The organism is Pseudomonas vlassakiae, assembly GCF_014269035.2.
Classification (GTDB): Bacteria; Pseudomonadota; Gammaproteobacteria; order Pseudomonadales; family Pseudomonadaceae; genus Aquipseudomonas; species Aquipseudomonas vlassakiae.
Map to the genome: position 1 here is coordinate 234978 of NZ_JABWRP020000007.1, position 16587 is coordinate 251564.

Genomic DNA, 16587 nt, shown 5'->3' on the forward strand with positions numbered 1-16587 from the left:
ACGGGCTGATCCATCGTCAGCCGCGATGGATCAACCCCGTGACTGCCAGGCCGGCGCGCGCAGCAGCAAATGGTCGAGCAGGCGACGCGCAGACAGGCTCAAGGCATGCCGGTCGCGCATGCAGATGACGAACTCGCCTAGCGCCCAGTCATCGGTCAGCGGGATCACCCGCAGGTCGAACAGCTGCGCATAGCGCGCCACCGCCTCCTGCGGGAACACCGCCAGGCCCAGGCCGAACTGCACCAGGCGATAGGCCGCGTCGAACGACGACACGTACGAGCGAAAGCGCAGTTCCTTGCCCGCTGCCTCGGCGCTATTGCGCATGAAGGTATTGAGCGTGGCGAAGGCCGACAGGCCCAGGTGCTCGTAATCCAGCGTCTCTTCGAAGGCGATGCTGCCACGCCCGGCCAACGGGTGATCGGCGCCGACCACCACGGCCAGGTGATCCTGACGGTACGGCACGAACTCCAGGTCGCCGACGGCCATGGACTTGCGGCAGATGCCCAGGTCGGCACTGCCCTCCGCTACCCCGCGTACCACGTCGGGGCTGAAGCGCTCCTCAATATCGGCCTGGACCAGCGGGTTGTCGAACATGAACGCCGACAGTTCCTCGGGCAGGAACTCCATAATCGACGACACATTGGCCAGCACCCGCACATGCCCACGAGCGCCTTCGGCGTACTCGCTCAACTCGCTGTCCAGGCGCTCCATGGCCCGGGTCAGGCCACGCGCATGGCGCAACAGGGCAAGGCCCGCCGGGGTCGGCTCGACACCCCGCTTGCTGCGCTTGAGCAACGCCGTGCCAAAGCGTGCCTCGATATCCGATATCCGCTTGCTGACCGCCGACGGCGCCATGAATGCCCGTTCGCTGGCGCGGGCGATGGTGCCGGCTTCGCAGACCATGATGAACAGGTGCAACGACAGGTGATCGAGAGGCTGCATGGCGGTACCTGATCGGGAAAGGGCAGCCATCCTAGCACCTGCCAGGCCGCATAAGACCGTATCATGGCCGCTCTACTTCAGAGGCCCGCCATGTTCGACTGGGAAGATCTGCGCCATTTCTCCGCCTTCATCAGCACCGGCTCGCTGTCCGCTGCGGCTAGGCAGCTGGGCGTCGACCACGCCACCGTGGCCCGGCGCATCGCCGCGCTGGAAGCCGCCTTGAACCTCAAGCTGGTCGACCGCCGCCCCAGGGCCTACGCGCTGACCGACGAAGGCCGCCGGGTCGGCGAATATGCCGAGCAGATGACCCAGTCGTCGTTCGCCCTGGAGCACTTTGCCAATGCCGGCCAGCAGCAGGTCGAAGGCGAAGTGGTGCTGGCCGCCCCGCCCGCGCTGCTCGGCAGTATCATCGCCCGGCAGCTGGATGCGCTGTTGCAACGCTACCCGCAACTGCGCCTGAAGCTGGTCGGCAGCAAGTCGCGAGCCTCACTGGCCCGCCGTGAAGCCGATATCAGCATCACCCTGGCCAGGCCCACCGAGCCGACGCTGGTCGCCAGCCTGCTGGGTTATCTGGATTACCGCTTGTACGCCGCCCCCGCCTACTTGCGCAGCACGGGCACGCCACGCTACATCGGCTACGACGAATCCCAGGCCAAGTCACCGCAGCAGCAGTGGCTGCTCAGCCAGACCGGCAACCAGCCCTTGGTGTTGCAGAGCAACGACCTGCGCATCCAGGCCCAGGCGGCTGCCGGCGGGGTCGGTATCGCTTGCCTGCCGGCGTTCATGGCGCAGGAGCATGGCCTGGCGGTCGCCGGCAAGGATGAACAGACCATGAGCATCGAGATCTGGCTGGCCGTGCACGAGGATGTACGCAACACGCCGCGCATCAAGGCCGTCACCGACTTCCTGCAGCAACAGGTCAAACCGCTGTTGCGCTTGTGAATTTATGCGGATTGCGCCTGCACCGATTCGGGATTTCCGCAGCCAGCCATCACCGCTAAGCTTCCCTGCGTCGCACAACCGATCACTGAGGAGCAGCGGATGCAATACGTCAAACTGGGCAACACCGGCCTGGACATCTCGAAACTCTGCCTGGGCTGCATGACCTTCGGCGAGCCGGACGCCGGCACCCACCCCTGGACCCTGGGCGAAGCCGACAGCCGCCCGATCATCCGCCACGCCGTCGAGCAGGGCATCAACTTCTTCGACACCGCCAACAGCTACTCGGCCGGCACTTCGGAGATCATCCTCGGCAAGCTGCTCAAGGAGTACACCCGCCGCGACGAGACAGTGATCGCCACCAAGGTGTTCTTCCCCGCCAACATGTGGGAAGGCAGCACCCGCCCCAACGAGCAAGGCCTGTCACGCAAGGCCATCATGGCCAACATCGACGCCAGCCTGACCCGCCTGGGCACTGATTACGTCGACCTGTACCAGATCCACCGCTGGGACTACCACACGCCCATCGAAGAGACGATGGAAGCCCTGCACGACGTGGTCAAGGCCGGCAAGGCGCGCTACATCGGCGCGTCGTCGATGTATGCCTGGCAGTTCGCCAAGGCCCAGCAAGTGGCGGCCAGCAACGGCTGGAGCCGCTTCGTGTCGATGCAGAACTACCTGAATCTGATCTACCGCGAGGAGGAGCGCGAGATGATCCCGCTGTGCCTCGACCAGGGTGTCGGCCTGATGCCATGGAGCCCGATGGCCCGCGGCCGGCTGACCCGCCCCCATGGGCAGCAGACTGAACGCACCCGCACCGACATTTCCGGGCAGTCATTCTATGAAAAGACCGAAGTGGAAGATGGCCGGGTGATCGACGTGGTCGAGCAGATCGCTGGCGAGCGCGGCGTGCCGATGGCGCAGGTGGCGTTGGCCTGGGTGCTGGGCAAGCGTGGGGTGTCGGCGCCGATTGTCGGGGCCTCGAAAGTGGCGCAGCTGGATGATGCGATTGCCGCATTGGCGTTCCAGCTGAGCAGTGATGAAGTTGCCCGGCTGGAAGCGCCCTATGTGCCGCATGCGGTGACCGGGTTCAAGTAAGCCTGGGCTAGTACCCGGTCATCTCCAGATAGCCCCGCCCCTGCGCGTTGCCACTGACCCGCACCGGCCCCTCCCAGTAAGGGAACCGCGTGCCCATCCAGGCCTTGGCCTGCACCGCCTCGACCTGCACATCCAGGGCCATGGCGGGCACCTGCACCCGCCAGCGGGTCGGCACGCGCTTGCCGTTGTCCTGATCGGTCCAGGCCAGCGGCGTCAGCTCGACCTCAGCCCCCTGCAGCGCCCGTACCTGCCCGTCAGGGCCAACCCAGGTGCCGGCCCGGTACGGCTGCCCCCGATCTTCACGCACCTGAAACAGCATCAGCTTGGCGCCACTGCCCAGGTGCAGCGAAAACCAGTCCCAGCCACTTTGCCCGGCCGCCAGCGGTTGGCTGCTCCACTCCCGGTCAAGCCAGGCCTGCCCGGTTACTTGAACACGCTGCCCGTCCCGCTCGATCTCGCCACTGACCTGGTAGAACGGCTGGCTGTAATAGTACGAAGCCTGACCTTTACCGGACTTCTCGCTGTAACCCCGATCGCCGTGCAGCACCAGCGGCTTGTCGCTTGCCAGGGTCAAGTCATAGCCAAAGCCTTGGCCACTGGCATGCATCTGCAAGCGGTGGATGCTGTCATCGCCTTGCAGCGACCAGTTGTTGATCCAGGCCCGGAACGGCCCGGTTTCGACGCCGGCCTGGCCAATGCCGCCACGTGCCAGCGTTTCGCCGACCTGGTGGCCGCTCTGGTCGGTCAGGGCAGCGTGGCCCATCCACAGGTTGGGGCTGTTCCAGGCGTGGGTCTCGAGGCCGGGGCGCAGGGCTGAGCGGAACAACGTCCATTGCACGCCCCAGTCACGGCCCTGGGCATCACGCAGGTTGGCCGTGACGTACCACCATTCGATGCGATAGCCATCGTGGGCGCCGTGGTCACGGGGGAACACCAGCGCAGTGTCCCGCATAACCTGCTTGAACGCTGCCGCCTCGGCACCGAGCCCTGCATAACTCCTGGCCGGCGGCGCAGGGGCGTCACACCCGACCAGCAGCAGGCAGGCCAGCAACAGCCCGGCTTCAACCTTCATCGGCGAACCGCCGCAACAATTCACTCGGCTGGCGCCGCGCCAGTTGCCACAACGGCCAGGCGCTGGCCAGCAGGCTGGTCAGCACACCGAGTGCGGCCAGTTGCACAAGTTGGCTGGCAAACACGTGCCAAGGCAGCCGCCAACCGAATGCCTGTACATTCACCACCGCCACCAGGCACCAGGCCAGCAGCAGCCCAAGGGGGATTGCCAGCAGCACGGTGAAACCGCTGAGCATCAGCGTCTGGCCCAGGCTCAGCCAGGCCAGCCAGCGGCGCGGCACACCCAGCGCCCACAGCGGTGCCAGTTGCCCCAGTCGCTGCTGGCCCAGTGTCAGCTGACTGATGAACAGCGCCACGCCAGCGACGCCGAGGGTGAGGCTGTTCAGGGCGGCGGTGACGGCGAAGGTTCGGCTGAATATCTGCGTCGACCAGGCTTTCAGGCTGGACTGCTCGACCACTTGTGATTCGTCCAGGCCGAAGCGCTGCTGCAAGGTGTCCTTGACCGACGCAATCTGCCCGGGCCGGATCAACAGGCTCAAGCCACTCAGGCTGGCCGTCGTCGCGTGCTGGCGCAGCCAGTCGGCATTGACCAGCACATGCCCTTTCGGGTTGCCATAGTCGGCGTGAATGCCCACCACCCGCATGCCCTGTGGCGGGTCGCCCGGCAGCTGCACTTCATCCCCGATGCCCACGCCCAGGCGACGCGCCAATTGTTCGCTGAGCATGGCGCCCTGCCCGCTGGCCACCTGCTCCCACGCCTTCGGCGCCTGTTCAAGCAATGGCCAGTGGCTGCGGTAGAACAGCTGGTCGATCACCCCTTGCACCTGCACCGGCCAGTGCTGCAGGCGCCATTCCACTCGCCAGCTGGGCAGCACAGCGCTGACGCCGGGGTCATCCTGCAACTGCTGGTAGATCTGCAGCGCCTGAATGCTGTCGCGTGGCGTGACATACAGGTCTGCGGCCAGACGCTGGTCGAGCCAGCCAACGAAGGTGCGGCGGAAACCTTCGGTCATGCCACCCACTCCCACGCTGGCGGCCAATGCCAGCAGCAATGCCATCAGTGCCAGGCTCAGCGCCGGCAATTGCTGACGGCTGTCGGCGACGAACCACTGCGCCAGTGGCCGCCGGGTATGCCGTGCCAGGCCAGCGAGCAACAGGGCCAGCGTGCCCGGCAACAACAAGGCGGCCGCCAGCAGCAGCGCGGCTAGCAGGGTGAAGGCACCGGGCAGGCTGTTGCCGAAGTAACCGCAGCCCAAGGCAATGACCGCAAGCACTGCGGCGGCCATTGCCTGACGCTTCAGCCAGGGCAGCTGGGCCAGGCGCCAGGCCTGAGGCTGAGCCAACGCCAGCAAGGGCAACCGCGCAGCACGCAGCAGGCTGTCGATGCCGGCCAGCAAGGCGCCGAGCAGGCTCACACCTAGGCCCATCAGCCACCAGTACAGCGGCAGATGCAGATGCCCCGAGACTTGGGCGCCGTACAGGCCGCGCAGGCTGGAAGCAAAATCGGGCAGCAACAGCGCTGCCAGCAGGTAGCCCGCCGCCACACCGGCAAGGCCACCGACTACGGCGAACACGCCCAGCTCAAGGGCCAAAGCCGCCATCAACACCTTCAGGCTGACACCACACGCGCGCAAGGTGCGCATCAGGCCCCGCCGCTGCTCCAGCGCCAGGCCGATGGCCGCATGGGCGATGAACAGCCCGACCACGAATGCCAGCAGGCCGAGAGCCGTCAGGTTCAGATGAAAGCTCGCGGTCAGGCGTTGCAGGTCGCTGTCATCTTCCGCTGGCTGTACCTTCAAACGGTCGGCGAGCGCCTGCGGCAACGGCTGGTCGGTGTCGCTGACCAGCCGCGACAGCTGCCCCGGCGCATCGAGCAAAGCCTGGGCCACGCCGATATCGACCAGCATCACGCCAGGTGCCAGTTGTTTATTGAGCATCAGCGGCGGCAAGGCCTGGCCATCGATCGTGCGCCGCTTGCCCGTCAATTGGCGCAATGTATCCGCGCCGACCCAGGCTTGCCCGGGTGTGCCGATGAACGTCTGCAAGTCGAAGCTTGCCGGGTCGGCACCCGCGACGGCCATACCCGGCAGCAGGCTCAGTGGCTCGATGCCGATCAACCTGACGGCAACGGCTGGCTCACCGGCCAGGCGCAAGCGGCCCTCTAGCACCGGTGTCACCTGCCAGCCTTGCCTGCGCAGTTGCACGTAAAGCGCCTGGTCGAAACGCTGGCCATCGCGGGCGACGAACTGCACGTGCGCCGCCCCGCTCAGCACGGCGCTGGCCTGGGCATAGTCGCTGCGCGCCTGGGTGTTGAGGGCCTGCACGCCGGTCCACAACGCCGTCGCCAGCCACAGGCCGGTGAAGATGCCGAGGCACTGCAAACGGTGGCGCCACCAATGGCTGCCCAGCGCCTGCAGGGCGATCAGCAGGTTGTTCATGACCCTTGCACCCGCCCCTGATGGAGCACGCAACGGTGCTGCAGGCACGCGGCCAGGTGCGGGCTGTGGGTGACCATCAGCACACTGCTGCCCGCCTCGCCGACCAGTTGCAGGAGCAAGGCCAGCACTTCGTCACTGCTGGCTTCGTCCAGGCTGCCGGTGGGTTCGTCGGCAAGTAACAGCGCCGGCCGGCTGGCCAGGGCCCGGCCGATGGCGACCCGTTGCTGCTGGCCGCCGGACAACTGCTCCGGGTAGCGATCCAGCAACGCCATCAAACCAAGGCGTTCGGCCAGATAGGCCAGCCATTGCCGGTCGTGGCGCTTGGCCAGGCGCGCCTGAAAGGCCAGGTTGGCCGCCACGTCGAGGCTGCTGATCAGGTTGTACTGCTGGAACACCAGGCCGATGCCCTCGCGCCGCCACCGGGCCAGGGCCGCTTCGCCCTGGCCGTGCAAGGGTTCGCCGTCGATGAGGATGCGCCCGCTATCGGCACGGTCGAGGCCGGCGACCAGGTGCAGCAAGGTGCTTTTGCCGCTGCCGGATTCGCCCATCAGCGCCAGGCTGCTGCCGCGTGCCAGGGACAGGTCGACGCCGCGCAGGACCTGGAGCGGGCCTTGGGCGGTGGGGAACGACTTGTGCAGGTGCTCGATGAGCAGCATGGGGGGATGCCTTCGGGGAGGTTATTGCAAGTGTATGCCTTGTATTCTGTGGTGCCTGGGAGATCGAGCGCCGCCCGCGCGGCGCATCGCGGATAAATCCGCTCCTACGGTCTGTTGCAACGTGCCGAACCTGTTACGCCAGCGTCGCCTGCCTGGGTGCATGCCGTGTAGGAGCGGATTTATCCGCGCAGCGGCGCTCGGTCCCGAAACCACCACAAATCTACCGCCAGCCCCCCCTAACCCACCAACGCATGCTGCACTTCCCCCACAGTCGCCGCCAGGCTGTCCAGGTGCAGGCTCAACACCTGTTCCACCGGTGCCTGGTCCAGTGGCCAGTGCAAGGCAATGCTCCCGGCCAGCTGCCCCTGCACCCTGACCGGCAAGGCAATCGCCCGGATCAGGAACGGCAAGCGCACCGGATACTCCCAATACCCCTCGGTGCGCTGCCCGAACCCCTTGTGCGCATCCCCTTCCAGGCCACGCATCAGCTCTTCGCCGCACACCCGCTCATGCCGGGCCAGGCGCTGCACCTCATCGACCGCCAGCTCCTTCAGGCACGCCCGCCCCATCGCCGAATGGAACAGGCTGGCATGCTGGCCGACGATCTGGCAGTTGTTCGGATAACGCTTGCGCAGCACCTGCGGAATGGCGCTTTCCATCACCTCCAGCCGCTCGCCGTCGAAACACGACAGGTCGACTACCAGCCCGGTGCGCTCGCTCAGTTCCAGCAGCAACGGCGCAGCGCTTTCCACCAGCTGGCGCTTGAAGCGCTGCTGGCGGTCGCCGAACAGGCGGCGTGCGCACAGTCGGTACCGCCGGTCGCTGAGCCCGCGGTAGACCCAGCCCTGCTCCTGCAAGGTGGCGAGCATGCGCGAGGCCGTGGCCTTGGGCAGGCCGGTGAGGTAATGCAGCTCTTCAAGGCCCAGGGCCTGATGCTCGCCAAGCAATTCGACGATGGCCAGCGCACGCTCCACCGAGCGCACGCCGCCGCTGTCTGTCGCTGTGCCCATGGATCCGACCTCCCTGTCTGTGCGTGGATGGTCATCATGCCCAGCAAGATACGGGCCGGGCCAGCCCCTTAGCGGGCCAAGAGGCTGGGCGGCGGGCGCCGCTCCACCCAGCGGGTCAGCTGTTCATGAGCGTAGGCCAGCTGCAGCACGGCATGGTCGGCCTGGGCCGGGCCTATGATCTGCAGCCCTGTCGGCAGGCCCGCGGCATTGAAACCGACCGGCACGCTCATGCTCGGCAGGCCGGCCAGGGTTGGCCCGATCACCACTTCCATCCAGCGATGATAGGTGTCCATGGTCCGCCCCCCGACCTCCTTCGGCCACGCCTCGGCTGCGTCGAAAGGGAACACCTGGGCCGAAGGCAACAGCAGGAAATCGTAACGCTCGAACAGTTTGTGCAGGGCCTGGTACCACGCGCTGCGGTCCAGCGACGCCTGATAGACAGCGGCGGCCCCGAGTTGCAGGCCACCCTCCACTTCCCATTGCGCCTCCGGCTTGAGTAGCGCCCGCTTGCCTGGGTCGGCATAGGCCGCTGCCAGGTTGCCGTGCACCAGGAAGTGGCGGTGAGTCAGCCAGCATTGCCACAACCGGGCCTGATCGAACGCCGGCTGGCAGGCCTCGACATCGCAGCCGAGCTCGGCGAAATCGGCCAGGGCCGCTTCGCACAGGCGCAGCACGCCGTCTTCCATCGGCAAATAGCCGTCGTAGTCACCCAGCCAGCCGACCCGTGCGCCTTTGAAATCTCGCTGCAGCCCGGCCGCAAAATTCCGCCTACCGTCATTGAGCGACAACGGCACCCGCGCATCATGCCCGGCCTGCACCGTCAGCAAACGGGCGACATCGGTGACGCTGCGCCCCATCGGCCCCTCTGTGGCCAGCTGCTGCAGGAACAGCTCGGGCGTCGGCCCATAAGGCACCCGCCCCAGCGATGGGCGCAGGCCGAACACGTTGTTGAACGCCGCCGGGTTGCGCAGCGACCCCATCATGTCGCTGCCATCGGCCACCGGCAGCAGGCGCATGGCCAATGCCGCCGCCGCACCGCCGCTGCTGCCACCCGCCACGCGGCTGTGGTCATAGGCATTGGTGGTGGTGCCGAACAGCGTGTTGTAGCTCTGCGAGCCCAGGCCGAATTCCGGTACGTTGCTCTTGCCGACGATGATCGCCCCACTGGCCCGCACCCGCGCCACGCTGATGGCGTCGTGTGCCGGCACCTGCCCGGCGAACAGCGGCGAGCCCAGGGTGGTGCGCAGCCCGGCGGTGGCGGCCAGGTCCTTGATCGCCTGCGGCATGCCATGCATCCAGCCACGGGACTGGCCACGCGCCAGTTCGCGATCGCAGGCCTCGGCCTCGGCCAGCAGGTCTTCACCAGCGCGCAGCGATACCAGCGCATTGACCTGCGGGTTGCAGCGCTCGATATGGCCCAGATAAGCCTGCATCACCTCGCGGCACGCCACCTGGCGGGCATGGATGGCCCGGGACAGGGCCTCGGCGTCGAGGGCGACGATCGGGTCGATAGCTAACGCGTTCACGGTTTCACTCCCAGGTTGTAGGCGGCGGCCTTGCCGGCGCGCAGTGCTTCTTTCAGGCAATAGGTGCCGAGCAATGTCAGCAGGCAGGCAAACAGCACGTAGAACGATGGCGCCACCGGGGTGCCGAGCACCTTGCTCAGCCAGGTGACGATCAGCGGGGCGAAGCCGCCGAACACCATCACTGCCACGTTGTAGGCCACCGACACACCCGTGGAGCGTACCGCGACCGGGAACTGCTCGGCCAAAGCGGTCGGCGCCGGGCCAAAGAAGCCGCCAATGGCGCTGCACAACAGCAGTTGCATCACCAGCAGCCGCTCGATCGACGGCACCGCCGCTACCCACACATACAGCGGGTAGACCATGACGAAGAACGCCAGGGTAAAGGCCATCAGCACCGGCCGTCGGCCGAGCCGGTCCGACAGGGCGCCGGCCAGCGGGATCACCACGGTCATCAGGCCGACGGCCAGCATCTGCACCAGCAGCACCTGGTCCAGCGGCAGGCCGAGATTCTTGTGGGCGAAGGTCGGCATGTTCACCAGCACCACGTAGAACGACACCGTCGCGCCACTGGCCAGGCCCATCGACACCAGCAGGCTGCGGCGCTGCTCACGCAGCACCTGCCACAGGCTCGGCGCCTGGCCCCTGGCCTGTTTGCGCGCTTCCAGGAACTCCTCAGGTTCTGCCATATGCTTGCGAATCCACAGCCCCACGGGGCCGATCAGCAAGCCGAGCACGAACGGGATCCGCCAGCCCCAGCTGTCCAGCGCCTCGGGCGTGCACAGGTGAGTGACCAGCGCCACCATCGCCGCGCCGGAGAACACCGCCAGGCACTGCCCCACCAGCTGCCACGAGCCATACAGGCCCTTGCGGTCGGCCGGCGCGCTCTCTACCAGAAAGGCCGTGGCGCTGGCGTATTCGCCACCGGTGGCAAAGCCCTGCAGCATGCGCGCTACCACGATCAGCAACGGCGCCCCCATGCCGATGGCCAGGTAGTTCGGTGCGAAGGCGATCATCGCAATCGACACCGTCATCAGGCGGATGATCAGCTGCATCGCTGCCTTGCGCCCCTTGCGGTCGGCATACACGCCCAGCAACACCCCACCCACAGGGCGCATGAAAAAGCCCACGCCGAAGGTGGCCAAGGCCATCAACAGGGAGCTGTATTCATCGTCCGAGGGGAAGAACTGGCGGGCGATGATGCTCGCCAGAAAGCCGTACACGATAAAGTCATACCACTCCAGCGCATTACCGATGACCGCCGCCACCACTTGCCGGGTACGCGACGCGCCTGTATTGGAAATCTGCATGCGGAACACTCCATTCAGGTTCAAGTGATCGCCCAGGCGCAGCCGCGCCCGGGTTCCAGCGGCAGTCGTCAATACAGCCAAGTCAGGCCGGCTTGAGCCAGCTCTCGGCCAGCGCGCCCCAGTAGGCGGCGCCGGTCAGCAGGATGTCGTCGTTGAAGTCATAGGCCGGGTTGTGCACCATTGGCCGCTGCACGCCATTGCCGATGAACAGGTAGGCGCCGGGGCAGCGTTGCAGCATCCAGGCAAAGTCCTCGCTGCCCATCAGCTTGCGGGTGTTGCCATCGACCTTGTCGGCGCCCAGCAGCGCTTCGCCGACCTGCCGGGCAAAGGCATTTTCCGCGGCATGGTTGACCAGCACCGGGTACGCCGGCCGGTGTTCGATGCTGGCCTTGCAGCCAAAGCTCTCGGCCTGGCTGACGATGATCGCCCGCACCCGTTCCAGGGTCTGCGCCCGCACCTGGGCATCCAGCGCCCGCAGGCTCAGGCGCAGCAGCGCCTGTTGCGGAATCACGTTGGCCGCCTCGCCCGCCTGCAGCGCGCCGACCGTGACCACCGCCGCCTCCTGGGCATCGATGTTACGCGCCACAACCGTCTGCAGCGCCATCACCACACTGGCCGCCGCCACCAGCGGGTCGACCGTCAGGTGCGGCATCGAACCATGCCCGCCAACGCCCTCGAGAGTGACGGTCAGCAGGTCCTGCGAGGCCATCATCGGCCCCTCGCGAAAGCCCAGGTGGCCTGCCGGCAGCCCCGGCATGTTGTGCATGCCGAACAGTGCGTCACAAGGGAAGCGCTCCAGCAGTCCATCGGCGAGCATCGCCTCGGCCCCGCCCTGGCCCTCCTCGGCCGGCTGGAAGATCAGCGTCAGCGTGCCATCGAACTGCCGTGTAGCGGCAAGGTAGCGCGCCGCACCCAGCAGCATTGTGGTATGGCCGTCGTGGCCGCAGGCGTGCATGCAGCCTTGGTGGCGGCTGCTGTAGGCGGCACCGGTGGCCTCGTGGATCGGTAGCGCGTCCATGTCGGCGCGCAGGCCCAGCTTGCGCGGGCTGCTGCCGTTGCGCAGTACACCGACCACACCGGTCTTGCCGATGCCGGTGTGCACCTCATAGCCCCACTGCTGCAGCAGCGTGGCGACCAGGGCCGAGGTGCGGCTTTCTTCGAAACCGAGTTCGGGGTGGGCGTGGATATCGTGGCGGATGGCGTGCAGGTCGCTGGCCACCTCGTTGAGCCAGGCCAGGATGTGCTGGTGTTGCTGCATGGGGAATCTCCTCGCGCGGGTGGGGCCCGTTCTTGTTGTTCGCTTTGAGATCACGACGGGAAAGGCAGGTCGTGTTAGGCGACAGATAAACGCGAGTGGCGAGGGAGTACAAACGAATGTGGTTCCGCGTAGTGGAACCACCTTAGAAGAGGTGGTTGTAGAGTGCGTAACCGCCCGCCAGTACATAGAGGCTCAGGATGATCATCGACAGGCTCCGTCCGTCATAGATATGACTCCACGGCACCACATGGACCAGCTTCTCAGGCGGTACGCTTTTCAGGTAACGGTGGCGGATGATGAAGTAGATGATGCTGATCACGGGGTAGATGAAGATGGCGATCATCGCAGCACGCAGGCCACCCACAAGCGCCAGGAACGCTGGCGTGAACAGGTATGCGCACTTTACCCAGAAATCCATTTCCACGAGGCGGTCGTGGACCTCACCGCCGGGGTGCGGTGGCTGTTTCTTGCGTTTTGTCGTCCTTGCGGGCATTTGAAACTCCATTTCCATTCAGATTACTTGTGCTTTGACCCCGCCTCCATGGCCATTATTCTCCTTCGAACAAGCCAATATAGCGCAGGCCATTATAATGCTCTTTGTGCGGTGTCCGGATCACCAAGCCGCCATCAGAATACCAGAACATTGCATTCATCTTTACAATGCCGAGACTCAAGCAAATGGCTTTGACCCTGTTCCATTCGCTTCTATCGATTGCGGAGTCACCCAGCATGGCGTCGATATCAACCAGTGTGGACTTGCGTGGGATCATGCCAAAAATCCTCGTCGTACCAGCGTTCGCCGATATCGGTACAGAACTGACAGACTGGGTATTGAGGGTCGTCAATCTCATAGTCGCTTGAGTAGTCGATTTCAAAGTACTTCATATAGTCCTCCTCTTCGGTGAAATTCACGCCTAGCCAGAGGTGAACACTGTTGAATCGTTCAACATCGTATTTATCCAGGATCTCGTCTTGTTCGTCTGCGGTGGTCAGCGTTGTACTGCACTTCCAGTCCACAGCCGAGCACGTCGGTGGCCCAGCTGGTGCGGGCGTCGAGGTCGTAGCGGAAGTGGTAATGCTCGCCGTCGCGGGTCCAGTTTCGACCACCCGCGGTTTGCCGCCCTGGGTTTCCCTGCGGTAGTGGCAGCCCAGCCGCAAGGCGTTGCTATGGGGTAGCTGAAGCTGCGCACGGTGTCGCGTGAGCGTTTCGACAGCCTGGTCGTCGACCATGCGATTGATGACCGTTGAGGGGTGCCGTCGGGCGTGCGGGTGAGGTGCTGGAAGTGGCCGGGAGCGTTCACTATGCGTTGCAGCGGCTCTTCCGTGTCGAAGGCTCATTAAAAATATGGTCTTCAAGTTCTTAACATAGTTGGTATTGCTGATAGATTTCATGGCCCTGCTTTATAAAGTAGCAGAGCCAGAAGAAACCACACATTATTAAAGAGCATATGCAATATTAGTTCTGAGATCAATTACAGCCTAAAGTGCTCTCTCACTTCATCATCGCCCATAGGTGAATACAAAGGGTATTCACGATCACTCCCCGCACAAGGAGTCTCGTTATCAAAGATATCTACAAGCTTTACATTATCTGCAACACCGTATACGAACCTCACAGGCTCTTCAGATGAGGGCTGATAATCTTCTTGATGAGCAACCACCCTCCAATCACCTTCAGCCTTGAGAGCAAAGAGAGAATATGAATCCAAAATAACAGGGTCGCCCGATTGATCAAAAGCAGTCGAACTCAATACTGGCGAACTGAGCACCTGCTTAAATATTTCTGCCACATGACCAACGCTGTTCTGTGTCATGATACGTCCAACACCATACTTTTTGTTACCCAGCACAAAACAAAAGATATCTCCAGCCTTAATTTTTTTAGGCTTGTTTTAATTTTTTTGTTCCAGTCATAAACTTTGATCGAGCTCACCCACAAACTCCTTTTAACGCAGTAGTTTTCTTATTGAAATTGCTTTCAAAATCGCTTGGCGCGCAGGCGCTCTTGTGGTGTTCGCATGGTCGTCAGTTGGCCGTGTTCGTCGTGGCGGTAGTGGGTGAGCGTTTATACCCTGGTTGTCGACCACGCGCTTGCCTGAGCAGTTGCCGTCTGGCAGGTCGAGTCCGACCATGTTGCCCTGCTCGTCTAGCTCGATGGCGTAACGCTCGCCACCGTAGTCTCGGCTGGCGATGACGCGATGGTCGGCGTTGTACTGCACTTCCAGCTCGCGGCCGAGCACGTCGGTGGCCCAGCTGGTGCGGGCGTCGAGGTCGTAGCGGAAGTGTTAATGCTCGCCGTCGCTGGTCCAGTGTTCGACCACCCGCGGTTTGCCGCCCTGGGTTTCCCAGCGGTAGTGGCAGCCCAGGCCCAAGGCGTTGCTGTGGGTCACCATCAGGCCTTCGGCGTAGCTGAAGCTGCGCACGGTGTCGCCGTTGCGGTTGATCACCGTGGTCAGCTGGCCGTGTTCGTCGTAGCGGTACTGGGTCAGCGTTTCGACGGCCTGGTTGTCGACCACGCGCTTGATGTCGGTCAGGCGGCCCAGCGGGTTGTCGTAGTGCAGGTGAACGCGGGTGCCGCCGGTGGCGCTGATGTCCTCGGAGCTGACTGCATTTATACAATGCCGTTTTCTAAAAACATAGAAAATCAATATTTATAAGAGACTGGCCCTACCATTGCCTAGTAGAGCCACATTAATCTGCGTACTATTAAAGAGCCAACACTCACGCCATTGCCATTCGAAAGCCGACGCTCGAAACCACTATTGCCGGGGCGCTCACCGCTTTCGCCGTAGCCGATTTCATCCAGCCGGACCAGATGCCCGCCAGCGTCGTAGCCGAAGCATCGGGTCAAGTTGTCGACCAGCACTTTTCGCTCAGGCGGGTGGATGGGCCATAGTCATACCGTTCGTACATGGCTTACTACCCGACTCTTAACCACACTTAGCAAATAGTGATTTAAAGAGGTCCCAAAAATAATATTCTGTAAGCGTGCACGAAGAGCAAAACGCCTTATGCGAACTTAACGTTCGCAGCCTAACATAACGCCCAACAACGCACAGGACAGAGTAAAAATCAAAGTTCTCTAATAGCTTGTCGCACCATATCAGTAAAGAATTCTTCAAAGCTTTGGTAAATTATATTTTTATCCTTTGTGCGCTTAAATGAAAGCTCCGTCTCCACGACAACAGGCTCACCAGTGGTTCCGACAATCGAAGTATCTATAGAGTAGATTGGACCATAGCCAGATGCTTTCACCACAATCATAGAATCGTCAGCATCTCCATCGGCACGGGCACTCTTTGTGGCGAAAGCAACACTAGGAACCGATGTCGCATCCACGCCACTCTTGGTGATGCCATAGTAAGTATCACCAGCAAACGATAGAGCGCCATACTTCTTTAAAAACAGCTTATAAGATTGAGGAAATTCGACGCCAAGGGCTCTTTCAAAATCACCTATCACATCGTCAGCAGCCCCCCCGGCGAACGCAGGATCCTCACCGCTTGCATTAATTTCGGATTCCAGAATATCTATATAAGTCATTTCAAGCCCTCAAAAATCCAAAGCACGGATCTTCCAATAGGTTTTCTTCCAAGTATTAAATGGACCGCGATTCATGCTTGGTGGCGCGCTATTATAAAGCCGCCTAATCCCATCATTGCCAACCCAGCTTTTATCCCACTGATTAGAATACATGTGGAGCACTCTATCATGCTTCGAGTGGAAACTACTTAAAACTTCCGCCATAGGGCCTGGCTCGTCCTGAGTAAGATGGTGAAGATTCACCTCTTTTCCATCCCTTCCAATTGGAGCATCACCCTTTTTCATTCTTTGTATATTAGTCCGCCCCAGTTCATCCACCCGGTGCGGGTCAAATATATCGTTGCGCTGATAGACCTTACGACCAGCTACACTTTTGGGAGCCCAGCAGGCCCATCCAAGCGGATCCACCCAAGAATTGGGGTTGGGGGCAAAACCATAGAAATTAAGCCCACCATTTAGACCAATCGGATCCTGAGTTGTAAATCGTCCCACCTGAGCGTCGTAGTATCGAAAAGTATTGTAATGCAAGGAACTTTCGGAATCAAAGTACTGCCCTTGAGTCCTAAGATCCTGCACAACCTCGTTAACCGTAAGCTCTTCTAGCTCGCCCCACGAACGATACGACGCCTGCCAAACAATCGTGCCATCACTGTCCGTCAGCTCCAACGGCGTACCAATCTGGTCCGTATGGAAGTAATAAAGCTTCTGCCCTTCACCTTCCGCCTGATCAACCCGCGCTAACGGCGCATAGCTACCCGGCTCATACAGGTACAGGATGCTCCGCCCCGGCGTGTCTTCC

At 62.7% G+C, this 16587-nt stretch carries 16 protein-coding genes and 2 pseudogenes; 2 read left to right on the forward strand and 16 right to left on the reverse strand.

The window, feature by feature from the left end:
- Positions 1-30: 30 nt before the first annotated feature.
- Positions 31-942 (reverse strand): LysR family transcriptional regulator, encoded by a 912-nt coding sequence (locus HU738_RS11950; RefSeq protein WP_186602482.1) that lies wholly within the window; start codon positions 940-942, stop codon positions 31-33.
- Between the two features lie 90 nt (positions 943-1032).
- Between HU738_RS11950 and HU738_RS11955 the strand changes: the two genes are divergently transcribed.
- Positions 1033-1884: a LysR family transcriptional regulator gene (locus HU738_RS11955; RefSeq protein WP_186602483.1), complete on the forward strand. Its 852-nt coding sequence runs from the start codon at positions 1033-1035 to the stop codon at positions 1882-1884.
- Between the two features lie 99 nt (positions 1885-1983).
- The gene (locus HU738_RS11960; protein ID WP_186602484.1) at positions 1984-2979 is read left to right on the forward strand and encodes an aldo/keto reductase; all 996 of its coding nucleotides are present in this window, start codon (positions 1984-1986) and stop codon (positions 2977-2979) included.
- Between the two features lie 7 nt (positions 2980-2986).
- Here the strand turns inward: HU738_RS11960 and HU738_RS11965 are convergent, their stop codons facing one another.
- The 15 genes and pseudogenes from HU738_RS11965 to HU738_RS12030 all read right to left on the reverse strand — a co-directional run.
- Positions 2987-4051 (reverse strand): lipocalin-like domain-containing protein, encoded by a 1065-nt coding sequence (locus HU738_RS11965; RefSeq protein WP_186602485.1) that lies wholly within the window; start codon positions 4049-4051, stop codon positions 2987-2989.
- Complete coding sequence (locus tag HU738_RS11970; RefSeq protein WP_186602486.1) at positions 4041-6488, reverse strand: FtsX-like permease family protein; 2448 nt, start codon at positions 6486-6488, stop codon at positions 4041-4043. The genes HU738_RS11965 and HU738_RS11970 overlap by 11 nt, the downstream gene beginning before the upstream one ends.
- Complete coding sequence (locus tag HU738_RS11975) at positions 6485-7144, reverse strand: ABC transporter ATP-binding protein (RefSeq protein WP_186602487.1); 660 nt, start codon at positions 7142-7144, stop codon at positions 6485-6487. The genes HU738_RS11970 and HU738_RS11975 overlap by 4 nt, the downstream gene beginning before the upstream one ends.
- Before the next feature lie 236 nt (positions 7145-7380).
- Positions 7381-8154, reverse strand: coding sequence for an IclR family transcriptional regulator (locus tag HU738_RS11980; RefSeq protein WP_186602488.1), 774 nt, complete (start codon positions 8152-8154; stop codon positions 7381-7383).
- A gap of 68 nt (positions 8155-8222) precedes the next feature.
- Positions 8223-9680, reverse strand: coding sequence for an amidase (locus tag HU738_RS11985; RefSeq protein WP_186602490.1), 1458 nt, complete (start codon positions 9678-9680; stop codon positions 8223-8225).
- Positions 9677-10987 carry a citrate-proton symporter gene (locus tag HU738_RS11990; protein ID WP_186602492.1) on the reverse strand — a complete coding sequence of 437 codons (1311 nt, stop codon included), beginning with the start codon at positions 10985-10987 and terminating at the stop codon, positions 9677-9679. Before HU738_RS11990 ends, HU738_RS11985 begins: the two co-directional genes overlap by 4 nt.
- 82 nt (positions 10988-11069) lie before the next feature.
- Positions 11070-12245, reverse strand: coding sequence for a M20 aminoacylase family protein (locus HU738_RS11995; protein WP_186602494.1), 1176 nt, complete (start codon positions 12243-12245; stop codon positions 11070-11072).
- A gap of 142 nt (positions 12246-12387) precedes the next feature.
- Complete coding sequence (locus HU738_RS12000) at positions 12388-12738, reverse strand: hypothetical protein (RefSeq protein WP_186602496.1); 351 nt, start codon at positions 12736-12738, stop codon at positions 12388-12390.
- Positions 12739-12793: 55 nt separating this feature from the next.
- Positions 12794-13015 carry an immunity 22 family protein gene (locus HU738_RS25975; protein WP_225923436.1) on the reverse strand — a complete coding sequence of 74 codons (222 nt, stop codon included), beginning with the start codon at positions 13013-13015 and terminating at the stop codon, positions 12794-12796.
- Positions 12987-13130, reverse strand: a complete 144-nt coding sequence (locus tag HU738_RS26105; RefSeq protein WP_264082576.1) for an immunity 22 family protein — start codon at positions 13128-13130, stop codon at positions 12987-12989. The genes HU738_RS25975 and HU738_RS26105 overlap by 29 nt, the downstream gene beginning before the upstream one ends.
- A gap of 73 nt (positions 13131-13203) precedes the next feature.
- A pseudogene (locus HU738_RS12010) lies at positions 13204-13573 on the reverse strand (type IV secretion protein Rhs); the annotation flags it as partial.
- Positions 13574-13717: 144 nt separating this feature from the next.
- Complete coding sequence (locus tag HU738_RS12015) at positions 13718-14059, reverse strand: phosphotriesterase (protein WP_232244077.1); 342 nt, start codon at positions 14057-14059, stop codon at positions 13718-13720.
- 288 nt (positions 14060-14347) lie between these two features.
- Positions 14348-14839: pseudogene (locus tag HU738_RS12020) on the reverse strand (type IV secretion protein Rhs); the annotation flags it as partial.
- A gap of 478 nt (positions 14840-15317) precedes the next feature.
- Positions 15318-15788: an SMI1/KNR4 family protein gene (locus tag HU738_RS12025; protein ID WP_186602498.1), complete on the reverse strand. Its 471-nt coding sequence runs from the start codon at positions 15786-15788 to the stop codon at positions 15318-15320.
- Between the two features lie 9 nt (positions 15789-15797).
- A partial coding sequence (locus HU738_RS12030; protein WP_217871452.1) for an HNH/ENDO VII family nuclease occupies positions 15798-16587 on the reverse strand: 790 nt, incomplete at its 5' end.

What these genes read in the sequence shown, in the direction of transcription:
- HU738_RS11990 (WP_186602492.1), bottom strand. Translation starts at nt 10,987, where the DNA reads ATGCAGATTTCCAATACAGGCGCGTCGCGTACCCGGCAAGTGGTGGCG.
- HU738_RS11955 (WP_186602483.1), top strand. Translation starts at nt 1,033, where the DNA reads ATGTTCGACTGGGAAGATCTGCGCCATTTCTCCGCCTTCATCAGCACC.
- HU738_RS12025 (WP_186602498.1), bottom strand. Translation starts at nt 15,788, where the DNA reads ATGACTTATATAGATATTCTGGAATCCGAAATTAATGCAAGCGGTGAG.
- HU738_RS11965 (WP_186602485.1), bottom strand. Translation starts at nt 4,051, where the DNA reads ATGAAGGTTGAAGCCGGGCTGTTGCTGGCCTGCCTGCTGCTGGTCGGG.
- HU738_RS25975 (WP_225923436.1), bottom strand. Translation starts at nt 13,015, where the DNA reads ATGATCCCACGCAAGTCCACACTGGTTGATATCGACGCCATGCTGGGT.
- HU738_RS12000 (WP_186602496.1), bottom strand. Translation starts at nt 12,738, where the DNA reads ATGCCCGCAAGGACGACAAAACGCAAGAAACAGCCACCGCACCCCGGC.
- HU738_RS11970 (WP_186602486.1), bottom strand. Translation starts at nt 6,488, where the DNA reads ATGAACAACCTGCTGATCGCCCTGCAGGCGCTGGGCAGCCATTGGTGG.
- HU738_RS26105 (WP_264082576.1), bottom strand. Translation starts at nt 13,130, where the DNA reads ATGAAGTACTTTGAAATCGACTACTCAAGCGACTATGAGATTGACGAC.
- HU738_RS11950 (WP_186602482.1), bottom strand. Translation starts at nt 942, where the DNA reads ATGCAGCCTCTCGATCACCTGTCGTTGCACCTGTTCATCATGGTCTGC.
- HU738_RS11975 (WP_186602487.1), bottom strand. Translation starts at nt 7,144, where the DNA reads ATGCTGCTCATCGAGCACCTGCACAAGTCGTTCCCCACCGCCCAAGGC.
- HU738_RS12015 (WP_232244077.1), bottom strand. Translation starts at nt 14,059, where the DNA reads ATGACACAGAACAGCGTTGGTCATGTGGCAGAAATATTTAAGCAGGTG.
- HU738_RS11995 (WP_186602494.1), bottom strand. Translation starts at nt 12,245, where the DNA reads ATGCAGCAACACCAGCACATCCTGGCCTGGCTCAACGAGGTGGCCAGC.
- HU738_RS11980 (WP_186602488.1), bottom strand. Translation starts at nt 8,154, where the DNA reads ATGGGCACAGCGACAGACAGCGGCGGCGTGCGCTCGGTGGAGCGTGCG.
- HU738_RS11960 (WP_186602484.1), top strand. Translation starts at nt 1,984, where the DNA reads ATGCAATACGTCAAACTGGGCAACACCGGCCTGGACATCTCGAAACTC.